General features: G+C 67.9%; 12 protein-coding genes and 6 pseudogenes. 5 read left to right on the forward strand and 13 right to left on the reverse strand.

Going from position 1 to position 12,968, the window contains the following annotated elements:
- Positions 1–91, reverse strand: a pseudogene (locus ABZ624_RS37410) (hydrophobic protein); the annotation flags it as partial.
- 386 nt (positions 92–477) lie between these two features.
- Here ABZ624_RS37410 and ABZ624_RS37415 point away from each other — a divergent pair.
- On the forward strand, positions 478–1,038 hold the full coding sequence (locus ABZ624_RS37415) for a GNAT family protein (RefSeq protein WP_360099177.1): 561 nt from the start codon (positions 478–480) through the stop codon (positions 1,036–1,038).
- A 268-nt stretch (positions 1,039–1,306) separates the two neighbouring features.
- Here the strand turns inward: ABZ624_RS37415 and ABZ624_RS37420 are convergent, their stop codons facing one another.
- The 5 genes and pseudogenes from ABZ624_RS37420 to ABZ624_RS37440 form a co-directional block, all read right to left on the reverse strand.
- Complete coding sequence (locus tag ABZ624_RS37420; RefSeq protein ID WP_360099179.1) at positions 1,307–1,741, reverse strand: hypothetical protein; 435 nt, start codon at positions 1,739–1,741, stop codon at positions 1,307–1,309.
- 21 nt (positions 1,742–1,762) lie between these two features.
- Positions 1,763–1,858 carry a hypothetical protein gene (locus ABZ624_RS37425; protein WP_360099181.1) on the reverse strand — a complete coding sequence of 32 codons (96 nt, stop codon included), beginning with the start codon at positions 1,856–1,858 and terminating at the stop codon, positions 1,763–1,765.
- Between the two features lie 29 nt (positions 1,859–1,887).
- A pseudogene (locus tag ABZ624_RS37430) lies at positions 1,888–2,226 on the reverse strand (telomere-binding protein TapR2); the annotation flags it as partial.
- A 14-nt stretch (positions 2,227–2,240) separates the two neighbouring features.
- Positions 2,241–3,018 (reverse strand): annotated as a pseudogene (locus tag ABZ624_RS37435) (IS5 family transposase).
- Between the two features lie 271 nt (positions 3,019–3,289).
- Positions 3,290–3,793 (reverse strand): GNAT family N-acetyltransferase, encoded by a 504-nt coding sequence (locus ABZ624_RS37440; protein WP_073492597.1) that lies wholly within the window; start codon positions 3,791–3,793, stop codon positions 3,290–3,292.
- Between the two features lie 129 nt (positions 3,794–3,922).
- Between ABZ624_RS37440 and ABZ624_RS37445 the strand changes: the two genes are divergently transcribed.
- The 3 genes from ABZ624_RS37445 (at position 3,923) to ABZ624_RS37455 (ending at position 5,543) form a co-directional block, all read left to right on the forward strand.
- Positions 3,923–4,180: a hypothetical protein gene (locus tag ABZ624_RS37445; protein ID WP_360099183.1), complete on the forward strand. Its 258-nt coding sequence runs from the start codon at positions 3,923–3,925 to the stop codon at positions 4,178–4,180.
- Positions 4,168–4,410: a hypothetical protein gene (locus ABZ624_RS37450; protein ID WP_360099185.1), complete on the forward strand. Its 243-nt coding sequence runs from the start codon at positions 4,168–4,170 to the stop codon at positions 4,408–4,410. Before ABZ624_RS37445 ends, ABZ624_RS37450 begins: the two co-directional genes overlap by 13 nt.
- Before the next feature lie 743 nt (positions 4,411–5,153).
- The gene (locus ABZ624_RS37455; protein WP_360099187.1) at positions 5,154–5,543 is read left to right on the forward strand and encodes a hypothetical protein; all 390 of its coding nucleotides are present in this window, start codon (positions 5,154–5,156) and stop codon (positions 5,541–5,543) included.
- A 672-nt stretch (positions 5,544–6,215) separates the two neighbouring features.
- Here the strand turns inward: ABZ624_RS37455 and ABZ624_RS37460 are convergent.
- The gene (locus ABZ624_RS37460) at positions 6,216–6,479 is read right to left on the reverse strand and encodes a hypothetical protein (RefSeq protein WP_360099189.1); all 264 of its coding nucleotides are present in this window, start codon (positions 6,477–6,479) and stop codon (positions 6,216–6,218) included.
- Between the two features lie 637 nt (positions 6,480–7,116).
- Between ABZ624_RS37460 and ABZ624_RS37465 the strand changes: the two genes are divergently transcribed.
- Positions 7,117–7,302 carry a hypothetical protein gene (locus tag ABZ624_RS37465; RefSeq protein WP_360099191.1) on the forward strand — a complete coding sequence of 62 codons (186 nt, stop codon included), beginning with the start codon at positions 7,117–7,119 and terminating at the stop codon, positions 7,300–7,302.
- Positions 7,303–7,758: 456 nt separating this feature from the next.
- Here ABZ624_RS37465 and ABZ624_RS37470 read toward each other — a convergent pair.
- From ABZ624_RS37470 to ABZ624_RS37495, 6 genes and pseudogenes are all read right to left on the reverse strand, one after another.
- Positions 7,759–8,154 (reverse strand): annotated as a pseudogene (locus ABZ624_RS37470) (winged helix-turn-helix domain-containing protein); the annotation flags it as partial.
- Positions 8,155–8,560: 406 nt separating this feature from the next.
- Entirely contained in the window at positions 8,561–9,019 is a 459-nt protein-coding gene (locus ABZ624_RS37475; protein ID WP_360099193.1) for a hypothetical protein, read from the reverse strand.
- Between the two features lie 1,241 nt (positions 9,020–10,260).
- Positions 10,261–10,454: pseudogene (locus ABZ624_RS37480) on the reverse strand (hypothetical protein); the annotation flags it as partial.
- A 78-nt stretch (positions 10,455–10,532) separates the two neighbouring features.
- Positions 10,533–11,534: pseudogene (locus ABZ624_RS37485) on the reverse strand (SGNH/GDSL hydrolase family protein); the annotation flags it as partial.
- A gap of 316 nt (positions 11,535–11,850) precedes the next feature.
- Entirely contained in the window at positions 11,851–12,273 is a 423-nt protein-coding gene (locus ABZ624_RS37490; protein WP_360099195.1) for a hypothetical protein, read from the reverse strand.
- A 165-nt stretch (positions 12,274–12,438) separates the two neighbouring features.
- Positions 12,439–12,834, reverse strand: a complete 396-nt coding sequence (locus ABZ624_RS37495) for a transposase (RefSeq protein WP_360099197.1) — start codon at positions 12,832–12,834, stop codon at positions 12,439–12,441.
- Positions 12,835–12,968: the final 134 nt, after the last annotated feature.

Below are 12,968 nucleotides of genomic sequence, written 5' to 3' on the forward strand. Positions count from 1 at the left end.
GGACGACGAAGCCGAGCAGCCACACGATGAGCACGATCACCGCGATCCACCACAGTGCCTTCAGGGCGAAGCCCGCGCCGAAGAGGATCAGAGCCTGGTCTTAGACAAGGATCGGCCCGGACAGCGTGCGACGTCGAGCCGGCGGTGGGTGAGTTCCTTCGCCTTCTGAACCAGGGCCGCCTGCGTGATGTCCGGCTCGGACCAGGGCGGAGGACCAGCGAGCGCGCCGTCGGCGATGCCGGCTGGCCCGGTGAAGTGGACGGCGTACCTCGATCCGTCCGGAGTCCGGTACAGGACGAGGCTGGTCGGCGCCCCGAGGGTGCGCCAGTACCGGCCGCCGTTTGCTCGCCGTGCCGGCACGGTACTGCTGACTCACCGCCCATGCGGCGCGTCCGGCGTCACCGGGGACGTACGCAGCCCCGACCGTCCGGATAAACGGATGGTCGGGGGCGAGCGTGACGCGGCAGGATGCCTCGCATGATATTGCCCACCCCCGAGCTGCAAACCGCCCGCCTGCGACTGCGGCCGTTCAGCGACGCCGACGCGGCGCCGCTCTACGCGCTGCACAGCAGCGCCCACGTGCTGCGTTACTGGGACTCCCCGCCGTGGACCGAACCGGCCCGCGCCCAGCGCTTCATCGCGACCTGCCGGACCATCGAGGAGGAAGGCACGGGAGCGCGGGTGGCCGTCGACCGCGTCTCCGACGGCGCGTTCATCGGCTGGTGCGGCCTGACCAGCTGGAACCCGGACTTCCGCAGCGCGTCCCTGGGCTACGTCTTCAACGCCGCCGCGTGGGGCCACGGCTATGCCACGGAGACCGCGCACGCCGTCCTGGGGTGGGCGTTCGACACCCTGGACCTGAACCGCGTCCAGGCCGAGACCGACACCCGCAACGTGGCGTCCGCCCGAGTCCTGGAGAAGCTCGGCTTCGTCCGCGAAGGCACCCTCCGCGAGGACTGCGTCGTCAACGGCGACGTCTCCGACTCCTGGGTGTTCGGCCTCCTCCGCCGCGAGTGGCACCCGGCGGCCGGCCGCTAGGACCGAGACCTGCCCGCCTTTCGGTCCGCAACCCCCACCGAGGTCACCGTGGGCCGCTCCGGCGAGCTCAACGTCTTCGCTTGCCCCACCGATCCCGGCCATCCGCACCGCTGGAGCATCCAGTAGCTCGTAGGGTCCGCCCGGAGCGGCAACATTCTCATCGGCGTGCGCGGGCGCTGTCGCTTCTCGTGAACATCGAACACGCCGCGGACCGGGTGCCTCCCGAAGCACTGAACTTGTGCTTTATGGTCAGCGGCTTTCGTTGAGGTCAGCGGCGCACGCGGGCCGTGTCGCCGTCGATACGGACGATGCACTCTCTGAAGAGCGCCATGGGCCGACCTTCGTCTTCGGCAACCAGCGTTAGTCCGAGGTCCATGATGGGCTTGATGGCCTGCGCTGTTCGCGAGCCGTCGGTGTCCGGGCCGCGCAGGGCCGCCCAGCTCTCGAACAGCGCACGGACCCCTTCCCATCCGGGCCCTGGGATGAAGCGGCAGAGGAACGTTGGCTGATCAATTGCGTACTGCCGTAACTCGCCGATCCGGGTGTCGCCCTGTGTGAGCCACCACGTCCCGTTCACTACCCGCTCCCAACGCGCGAGATGCGCGACAGGTAACGCACGCACGGCCTCGGCCGCCCACGACATGAAGCCCGGGGCCGCGTCCCATGCGAGCGCGCGGTCCAGTACCGCGACCGCACCGCCCAAACTGGGTGCGAGAGCGGCTGGTCAGCGGCGCAGAGTCTGGTGCCGTGCCATCGAGTCGGCGAGCTGTTGGCGAGCCACGTACAGGGCCGTGTCCAGTTGACGGGTCCCTGTGATCACGCACAGGGTGTACCTCGCGTCCTCAAGCCCGTGGCGTACCAGGTCAGCCCGGTGGGGCGCTCGCCCTTGGGCGTGAACGGGCTGGGGAGCCGGTCGCCGTCGACGGTGCGCCCGTTGATCTCCACACGGGACAGGTCCACATGGCTCAGGTCGACCAGCCACGAGCCGGGCAGCGCCGGGTCGAACGTCGGGTTGCCGGTCAAGTGGGTCGGCCCGTTCAAGCCGACGGTGAGCCCGTTCGCGGCCGCGGCGAACGACATGTTGATGTCGATGGCGACGAGGAAGGGGTTCATGCACTCCTCGTCGGTCAGCGACCGGCACCAGTCGTAGGGCTCCTCCATCAGCATCTCGGCCGGGGTGCGCAGGTGGGCGTCGGGGGCATTCAGTGCCGGTCGGCGGCCCGGGGCCGTGCCAGGCGCCGGCTCATCCGCGTGATCATCGACCACCGGATCATCGCCTCGCTGCTGACAGGCAGGGTCTCGTAGTCCCGGACCAGACGGCGCGAGTTCATCAGCCACGCGAACGTGCGCTCTGCCACCCACCGCCTCGGCAGCACCAGGAACCCCTCCATGTCGTCGGTGCGCTTGACGATCTCCAAGGTCAGGGCGAGTTTGTCCCGGCACCAGCCGACGAGAGAGCCGGTGTAGCCGCCGTCGGCCCACAGGAGGGTGATGTCGCGGTGCAGACGGCGCAGCCGCATCAGCAGGCCCGCCGCGGCGTCCCGGTCGCCGATGTTCGCAGCCGTGACCGCGACGACCAGGAGCAGGCCGAGGGTGTCGGTCACGATGTGCCGCTTGCGGCCCGGCACCTTCTTCCCGCCGTCGTAGCCGCGTGAGGCGGCCGGCACCGTCGCGGCGGCCCGCACCGACTGCGCGTCGATGATCCCCGCCGTGGGCCCGGCCTCGCGGCCCTCCCGCTCACGGACCGTCCCGCGCAGCCGGTCGTGGAACTCTGCGATCAGCCCGTGCTCGCGCCAGCGGCGGAAGAAGGCTTAAACCCGGCCCCAATCGGGGAAGCCCGCGGGCATCGCCCGCGACCAGGTAGCGGATCGCGTCCAACAGCTGCCGGTGGCAGTAGCCCTCAGGCCGTCCACTCCGCCCCTGGAACCAGGCCGGCACCGGCAGCAACGGCCGGACCTCCGCCCACTCCGCGTCCGTCATGTCCGACGGATACCGGCGCGCCCGGTCCGGGTGATCGGCCGCGTTGCCGTACACGTGCGCGAGGCAATCGCACGACAGGGCGGGCGAGTTGAAGTCAACGTGCTCGGGCACGTACAACAAAGACAACAGGGCCTCCCGGAACCGCTCGAAATGGGATCGCACCCCCGCGCTACCAGGAGGCCCTGCTTTCACGCGCGGAAACCGCCGCAGTCACCCGATCGAGACTCCCGTTCGATCGACAGCCTTCGAGATCGGTACGGCCAACAACCACTTACGTGTCGGGATGCTCCGGCAGGGCGAGCCAGTCCGACCAGGAGATCTCGCGGCCGAGGAAGCGCGGCTGCTCGAACGGCCAGTCGGCGGCGATCCACTGCGGCACCAGCGCGTCGAGGGCCTGCTCGACCTTGCTGCCCACCAGCTCGTCCACCACCCACCAGGAGATCTCGCCGTCCGCGCCGGCCCTCTCCGGTGGGTCGATGTAGACACAGCCGAGCAGAGCTGTCTCCGCCGCGTCGAACAGCGCATAGTTGAAGGACTGGTGTGCGGCGATCTCCTTCTCGTGCCGCAACAGGTCGGCCTGGTCGGCCTCGTAGGTCATGGTGGCCGCGGGCCAGCCCCAGGCCGGGCCGAAGATGGTCCACAGCCGCTCGCGCGAACCCATCACAGCCGGATAGTCGAGCGGGGTGTCCGCCTCCCGGATCGGCCGCAGGTGATGACCACCGCCCGGTAGCGGTACCAGGACGGGGTGGACGAAGTCATCGGGAAGCCAGCTCATGACGCCCGACCGTAACAGCGCGCGGCCGTCCGCTCCCCTGGATTTCCCCGTATACCGCCAGGCCCTGCTCTCATGCCGGGCAGGGCCCGCGATCACCCGATCGAGACTCCCGTTCGATCGACAGACTCCATGATCGGTATGACAACGGCTTCTGAGATCCCAGGCCAGCGGGTGAAGATGGTCGACCCTGACACTGGGGAAATCAAAGAGGTCATCGTCCCGCCGCAGCCACCGGTCGACGACGAACCGAAGGTCAACACCACCGCGGTCCAGCTGAACGCCGCCCGGACCCACTGCTACGAGCAGCTCAGCAGTCTCGCCCGCCGCCTGGAATCGCTCGCGTCGGTCAAAGACAGCGACCTGGTCGCAGAGACATGCGCAAGGTGAAGGAGTGCGACGACACAATCAAGTCCCTCAACCGGCAGTCCAAGCAGATCCGCGGCTACTACGACGTTCTTGAACTGGTGGCCACCGCACATCCCCGCTACCCGGAGGCAGCGACCGTCGAAGACATCATCCAGGCCGAAGCGATCGACCTGCGTGCCCACGGCCTGAGCCGCAGGAAGCTGCGGGAATTCCTCGCCGTTTTCTCCTCCACCACGCAGGTCGCCGCATGACCTCCCGCCCCGTCGCTTCCCCCTCGTGACGCACCCCATGAACACGACAGCGGAACGGAAGCTGTGGACCCTGTGCTACCAGCGGGTCGTCGGATGTGCACACTCAGAGCTGCGCAGCCACGGCGGGCGCTGGCGACTGGCCCTATGTGGACGCGACGGCACAGAACTCGAGTTCCAACAGTCGAAAGACAGCGTTCCCAACACTCACAGCAAGGAACTGTCCCACGCCACCGGTCTCATGTGGGTCTTCTGCGCGATCAACCAGCACTTCTCCAGAGACCTCGCCATCACCGCGACAAGGCCCGCGGGTCAACTTCTCGTGGGCCCGGCCCTGGAAGCTCATCGCAACCCGCAACGCCCACGTCGCTCTGGACCTGGGCCTCTCACCCCAGATCGGCGCCCGCGTCCTGCTCGCCGTCGACCACTGCGAACTCGACAACGGCTTCGCCATCGGTACCGGCGTTCTGCGTGACGCCCAGGATTTCCGTCACTGGATGAGGGACGGCCATCCCTTGCTCCCGTACTCCTGGACGCCACGCGCAGCCTGATCGCCTATCAGCGAGCACATCTTCGGCAGCCGCCAACCCGCGGCTGCCGACACACTCACCCAAGCCGCCCTCCACGGATATCACGCGGCCAGCGCAGCCCGCCGTGCCGCCACAGCGGCGTGCCCTCTATCAGTCCGGGCCGGGACCGAACCTGGCCCGCACGGCACCGTACGGCCCGAACAGGAGACCGGGCACATGTCAGCCAAGCCGACCATCACTTCACCCTCCTCAACCCAGCCTGACCCGGAGATCGCACGCCTGGCCCGCAGCCGCGAGCTGCCCGACCACGAGGCAAGCCAAGAACTCGCCTACGACGTCGTGAACCTCAACAAGATCAACCTCTACGTACGACAGCTCGGCCTGCCGATCCCCGTCCGGCCCACGGCTTGCGCGCTGCTGACAATCCTGCGCCACACCGAGCAGCACAGCAGCGGATACCTACGACACCTCATCGGCTACGCTGCGGCCAATCTCGACGCGGCCACCTGGATCGGTCAGGAGTCGGAAGAAGGCCGGATCCGCCTGGCCACCGCACTTGACTATCTCGTCCGGGTCGTCAGTATTTCCACCCAGGAGAGGTCTTGACGGCCATCCGCACGTCAGCGCTCGTCACTGTTGCAACCAGGTTCGCGATCACCAACACGCTGGCGGACACCTTGATTGCGTACCTGACCGTGAAGGCCGTGTTTCCGCGCGGGCGACGCCGCCCCCACTGGCCGGCGCCGGCTTCAGGTGGGGGGTTCATGAGTCCACGAGGTACGCCTTCTCCCCCTCATCAGCGGAGCATCGGCGGGCCCCTTGATATAGGGGCCGCGCCAGATCACCCGGTGCTCCTGAAGGCTGGGGTACCACTGCCGCACCTTGTGCATCCGCACCGGCCACCGGTGGTGGTACATCCGCTTCACCTCTCCCGCTGCATCCGGCGGCCGTGTAGAGGGCGGAGGGAGCCGGATAACCCGCACATCGGGGTCCGGCGGCACAGGTCCGTCACTACCGTTTACGGCCGTGCGCACCCCGGACGCGGGTTGGGGCGGGCCGACGGCCGTGACGCCCTGGGCGATCCGCCGCAAGAAGGCGAACATGTAGCGGCTCGCAAAGTCGTCGTACGGCTCCTCCACACGGCCCCCGTCCCACTCCCCGATTTCGGCGGCCGGCTCGAAACGCCACCGTGAGGCCTGGGTGAAGGCATTCTGCAACTGGCGGTGGCGCTCGGACAGATTCGCAAGCATCTCGCTGCTCTCCTCCGACAGGCACGCATCACTCCGCATCCCGTACATGCCACCCGGCATCAGAGGCGGCGGGCTTCCGGACGCGCGCGCCTGGGCGACCGCCTCTCGCCATCCGGTCGGCTGCACGGGCGTCGCGGTCCATGAAAGTCGTCACCCTCACGCCGGAGTACTGGGCGGTGGGAAGAATCAGGTGCTGGGTGAACTGCCAGCCGAAGGCCTTGGTGTCCGACAGGGAGCCGGTGCGGTTGACGACCACGAGAGGCTCGGGCAACACCCGCAGCCCGGTGCGCACGAGGATGTCCCGGTCTCGGTCCAGCGTGCTGATATCGGCCAGAGTGGCTCATCCCAGGGCGCACGGGCGTGCGCGGGCCCTACGGAGGCAGCGTAGGTCAGATCGAGGAGTTGTTGGCCTGCTAACGGCCCGGGCGGCCTATCCCTGACGTTGTCAGTGGCGGGAAATACCCCACCCGGACTAATGCGGGCGTGGCTCGCGGCGATCAAGTGGCTTGAAATCCGCGTGATCAAAGTCACTGATCACTAGTCAGATGATCTTAGGCTGTAATATCGGGTCGCCCCAGGCAGGGCTATTGATGGCCCGAGTTCCTGGCTCTTAACCCCCCACCAGAAGGAGCGTACTAATGAAGCGCCGAACGATAACCGCTCTGGGAGCGATTGGGCTGACCGCGACCGTTCTGATATCAACCCCCGCAAGCGCCGAGGAATCGCCTCAGCCGCGGAGTGCCAAGCTTGCTGTTGCTGGTGGCGCGGTTTGTACCGCGACACCACAGAACCCCCACCGGTCCTCAGGGCAGCCCGATGGGCGGATTCTTTTCAAGACCCGGGTTACCTGCGAAAGCACCTACCCGTCGGTTACCGTGCACCTCAACGGCAGGCTGGAATTGGGGCCTCGTGTGGGGCCGAGGCAGGTCATGGCCACTTCCAGCCAGACCCAGGTGATCAAGAATGGGAAGACTGCAACGTTTTATACGCCCCTGGAAAGCGGAACGCAGGTACGCAAGGCGGGTTGGTACACCGGCGTCATCAGCGGCCAGATCACAGCCCCGCAGCCCGGGAACATCGACACCGGCCTCAGCCAGACGCTCTACGTGAAGTAGCTCTCTGAGGGGGCGCGTCATCGTGGCCCAGGTTCTATGGTGGAGCCATGCACACTTGTCCGGTAGACCCTAGGGACATCACCTGGGAGCAGGACCATGCCGTGTATCGCGTTTATTTCTGGGACACGGCTAGTAATCATTCGCACGAATACCAGGTGTCAGAAGCTGATATTGAAGAAGTGCTGATCTGGGCGCGACGTAAAGCGGAGTCACATGGATGGTCTTACACCGTCTATGTGAAGGTCAGTGACGAGGGGCAGTCAGGGCTCGTGCGGCTCTGTGGTGTGATAGGCGACCCCTTTGCGGTATGACGCAAACAAGAGATGCCGCACGGGGCACTATTAGCCCCCCCGTGCGGCATTCTTCTCCTCCCCCTCGTGTAGGTGGGCAGGGTCAGTTACTCCCGTTGAACTGGTCCCGCCCATCTCCTATTCCAGGTTCGGCCGGTCGGCGGCGTCATGGAGAAACCGGCCTCGTCCCCGAAGACGAGCCATGCGTCGAGCGCCGCCACGGTCCTTTCAAGTTCGGCCAGGCCTTCACCCAGCCGGCCACCGCCGCCTCGTCGCGCTCCACCGCCCGGCGGGCCGGCACCCGGCAGTTCCAGCCAACTTGAGCAACGGCAACACCTTGCACGGTGTAACTCTTGTGGAACCGGCGCCCGATGAGGGTCTTGATTCGTGACAGGGTCGAGGTCTGGTCCGGCCAGTAGTGTGCCACCGGCCCCTTGGCTAGCTCCTGCTCCAGCACGGCGAACAACTCGTCACGGAGCAGCGGCAGTGACGCCGGTCCCTTGAAGGCCAGGGCTCTCGGTCCGCCATGGGACCAGGCCTTGCGCCAGCGTTGTACCGACCGGGCACTCTTCCCTGCACTCCCCATCGCAGCTGGCGCACTTCTTCACCGACTTCCCCGTCTCCCGGGGCTTGGCGCGGGCGGGGTCGTACGAACCCCGGGGCGGCCGCGGGGCCAAGGCAGGCCGATTCTCCTGGGTGCCGTCGCGGCGCACATGGTGACGTCCAAAGCCGGCGGCCGGTCGTAACGACGGGAGCTCCGGTGCGGCAACGTAGGACTGCCCCTTCGGGCCGGGCCACTGACGATGATTCGACATACCCGGCAACGTAGCCACCGGCCCGAGCGCGGCAGAGCGCCAACTGCCCAAGCCTCCAACGTCGTTGATCAGGCGGCGTCCTACGTTCCACCGGCACGGCCGGGGCAGCGGGCCGTGGAGCCGGGTCGGCGGCCGCCGTGGCGGGGCGAGCCTTCACGGGCACGGTCGCCAGGACATGGACGCACCCTGCACGTGCTCGTTGGCTGCCGCGATGTGTTCTTTACGTCGTAAAGCATCGGCTGGGATGGTGCCGGTCAGCCGGACGCGGTACGCCAAGTGGGGGAAGCGGCGGTGTACGTCCGTGTGTCGGGCCTGTTGAACGCGGCATGCCGTCCTCACGCCCTCGCCGCCGACCCGACCGTGTGCCATCACGCTTACCAGGTCGCGATCGACTTCGGCTTCGTTGCCGCCGATGCCATCGCAGACCTCCTTACCCAGGAGGAATCCCTCGCTCTGGCCCAGCGCATGCGGTTCTGCGACTGCGGCTGCCTCACCCTGGACGACGACCTCACCCGCCGGGTCTTGAGCACCGTGGTGGCCGCCAACATGACCGCCTGCCAGGCCCTGGTGCTCGCGGCGATCGACTACGACCACCGCACCCTTCGGCTGCATGGGGGTCAGCGCCTTGATCCACGAACTGACCGAAGGCTACCGAGCGACCTTCGAGCCGGCTGCCCTGACCGCCCTCCTGGTCCGCGTTCATGCGGCCCACCGCGCAGAACACGGTCACGCCGGTCAAGTCGGGTCCCTGACGCGGTGATGTGGCCGCATACCGCCGCGTCCTCTATGCCGGAGCTGATCCGCGCTCTTGACCCGCCGCGCCCTCGCACGGCCCGGGTCAGCGCATGAAGGCGAGGCGACTTCATGGATCGCGCCCGCTCGGGCCCGAGTGCGTCGTACGGTCGTACCAGGGCAGGCAGTGACGCCGGGTCAGGTGTGGGAGGGGATCCAAGGATGGTCAATGCCCGTACGTACCCGCTGTGGCGGGATATCGCGATGAGCGAGGACCTCCCCAAGGAAGCACTCAAAACGGTGATCGGGGCCTTGTGTGCCCCGGCGACGACGCCGGACGGATTCGACGCCCAGGCCGACCGGTGGCGGGAGGAAGCCCTCAAGGCCGCGCTGCCCGCGCTGCTGGCCGGGACCTCTGCCAAGCGGCTGCGTGGCCAGCTCATGGTGCACGCCGGCGAGAAGACTCTGGCCGCCCTGGCGGCCGACGGCACCGTGACCGCCGCCGACGTGCCCGCCATCCTGCGGCACCGCCGGGCCTGGGCCGGGCTGATCTCCGCGCTGGCACGGCACCCCAACCAGGTCGAGGCGGCGATCGCGCTCCCGCCCCGTCTCCCCGCCCACGAGGGTGGAACAGGTCATCCGGGACTGGGACCCCGACTGCTACACCCGCACCAGGGGCGCCGCGCCGGCCCCGCCCGTGCCGCAGGAACTGTTCGACGCCGCCCTGGAAGCCTGCCTCACCCCGCTCGCCGCGTACCCGCTTCACCCAGAACCCGAAGAGGGCTGGGAGGCCGTGTCCGCGTTCCCGAAGGACTGGTCGCTGGAGCTGGGCGGCCGCTTCGGCTGGGCGATGCTGGTCCGGTGCCCCAGCGGTGGGCGCAGCTCACCGCCCACCCCGTGCTCGGGTCGGCTGTCCAGCACCTGCTGCTGGACCAGGCCGAGACGCAGGCCCGCGAGGACGCCCGGCTCCGCGCCGCCAACCCGGATGGCGAGGAACTCCCCACCGACCCGACGCCCGCTCTCATCGAGGAACTGCTGCTCGCCTGCCTTCCGGCATGGGGGTGTGACGGGTCGCCGCTCACGCTGTCTGTGTGGCCGGTACGGCTTTCGGCTGGCCGCCGCCGCTCCGCCCGGGCTCGGCGCAGCGCGGCTGCCTCGGTCGCTGCGGCCTGGCGGTGGCGCTGCGCGAAGGCCGCCTCGATCGGGCCGGCGCATCATCCGGGACGCTGTCGGGCTCGGGGAACGCGCGGCGGGACAGCTCCCGCATCACGGCGGTCTGCCGTTCCACCGCCTTCGCGATGGCCGGGTCGACGCGGTGCTGGTTGGCATAGCCGACGTCCACTCCGTGCTTCCTGACGAGGTCAGCGGTCTCGGACATCGTCTGTGCCAGGTAGTCGGCTACGCCGTTGAGCCACTGCGACTCCTCCGGTGAGATCCCGACGAGAGGGATCTTGTTGAGGCAGGAGGCGTCGTTGGACAGCAGTGCCGGGTAACCCATGAGGACGATCCGGGCATGCGGGGCCTTGTCGTGGATTGCCTCGAGCGTCTTCTGGATGCTGGGTGCGACGACATCGCTGATGAGGTCCGGGACGGCTTCCGCGAGCGGCTTAGCCTGGTAGGGGCCGTCAGGTACGCCCTTGTCTTCGACGTTGTCGAACTTCTTCTCCTGGCACGGATTCCCCGGCCCCATGCACTGGGTGATCACGTAGCCGAACCGGAAGTCGTTGCCGCCGATGGAGGTGGTGACCAGGTCGGTGTTCTGGTCCAGGTATCCCTGCTCGATCTGCGGCAACTCTCCACTGTTGTCGTATCTCCTGTCTTTGGGGTCGGCCGGAGCGATCACGTTGTAGGTGCGGGATCCGGAGCAGGCGATGAGGTGGTAGTCCATCCGCGCGCTCCAGTTGTCGTCCAGCTCGCCGATGGAGAGCTGTTCGCCGGGGAGCTTTGCCTGCCGGGACCACGCGTAGGTGGAGCGGTGGCAGCCGTCGAGGTCTCCGCTGACCTTGTTGCGCCAGTTCGTCTCCGGGTAGTAGTCCCGGTTGCCCTCAGAGGCTCCCTCACCACTGGAGAAGGAGTCGCCCATCGCGACGACCGTGTGGTTCGGTTTACCGGGAAGACGCTGGAAAGCGACCGCGCCCCAGGCAACGTCCTCGTCGCCGGTCCCGTCGGCGGTGGTGTTGGTCAACGTCACGGACGGGGTTCCGGTGAAGTGGACGACGCCGAGGCTGACCCATCGGCCGGCTTGCTGCTCCACGATCCGCGTACGGCTGCTCGTGTCAGAACCGCCGATCGTGTAGGCGGCCTGCCTGGTCTGTGCCCCGGTGTCGGGAAGGTGGACCAGGACACGCGCCCAGTTGAGGCTCTGGCCGAGGGTCCAAGTGCCGTCGATGGTCATATAACCGCCGTCACCGCCGAAGTGGTCGGCGTCGCGGGTATGGGTGTACCAGTAGTGGCCGCCGTACCCGCCGCCCACCGAGTGCAGGTCGGCCTTCGCTTCGTACCGGCCTTCCGCACCCGGGTTGAACGAGAACTGGAACTTTCCCGCGGAGTGGATCGTCGCGCAGCCGCTCTGATCGCTCCAGGACGGGGTTCCGTCCGGCACCGAGGCGACGACCTTGGATCCGGCCGGGGCGGCGGAGCACACCGGCGTACCGGTCTGCAGCCGAGTGCCGCGTCCCGGTTCCCTCACCAGGCTCTGGTACCTGATGTTCTCAAAGCCGCACGTAGTGGCGCAGTCGGACTTCCAGGTCGTATTGGGCTGGTTCCACCAGTACTGTGCGTAGCACTCGGTCCGGAGCGACGCGCGCCCGGTTGTATTTCGCGCTGCCTTGCTCCGTGGCGGGCGCGGCCGTTCCGTTCCAGTAGGCGGGGCGGAAGCCGGCGGAGGAGAAGCCGGACTCTCCGGGCCAGTCCTGCCGCCCGGAGGTCGCGTAGGAGTAGCCGGTGTCGATGGACCAGGCCGCCCAGCCCATCACCTTCTCCTCGTAGGGCCACTCCTGCGGATGGGCCGCGTCCTTGTCCGCCTCCGGTCCGTCCACGTCGGTGTTCATGAACGGATGGCCCCAGCCCTTGGCATAGATAGGGTTGGCCGGGTTGTTGTCCCAGCCCAGGCCCCAGCCTCGTTGTTTCACCACGCTGATCGGGTGACCGTGCGCCCGTGTTGTTGCTTTCGTTCCTGTCCGTGGGTGGTGCCGGTCAGGGTTGCGCGTCGGCTGCCGTGCCGGTGCCGCCGGGTTCCACGTGCCCGGTGGACTGCGGAGTGCCTCCTCTCGGCGCTCGGCGGGACGTGGTGTCGCCGGTCAGGCCGGGTGGGGCAGGGCGAGGATCCGGGTGAAGGCTTGGACGATCTCCTTCGCGCAGGGCCAGGTGTGAGGGATTTTCAGGCGGCGTCTTCTCTGGCCGCGCACGAGCAGGGCGGGGACGTGCAGGAACCGGTAGCGCAGGGTCTTCGGTGTTGCTTTGGCGAGGTCGTCGTCCAGGGCGAGTAGTCGCAGCCAGGCCCTCAGGTCGGTGGCGAGCGCGACCGCCAGCAGCCACGCGCTGTTGACCTTCATGGTCCGCGAGGGCAGCAGGCCCAGCCCTTCGGCCTTGCTGTCGCGGATCTTCGACTCGACCCGTGCGTGACTCCGGTGACGACAGTCAAGCCACGCGGCTTGACGTCCACGGGTGTTGGTGGCGAACGTCTGGTACCGCATGTCGTGTTTCTTCTCGTAGGCGCTCGCGTCCTTCGCGCGTAGCGCGGGTGCAGTGGCTCCTTGCGCACGACCACGCTGTGGTGCGGCGGCCAGCGGGACAGGTCGCCGAGCAGGCCGGTGATGCCGGCGACGAA

Source organism: Streptomyces sp. NPDC007205 (assembly GCF_040634095.1).
Classification (GTDB): domain Bacteria; phylum Actinomycetota; class Actinomycetes; order Streptomycetales; family Streptomycetaceae; genus Streptomyces.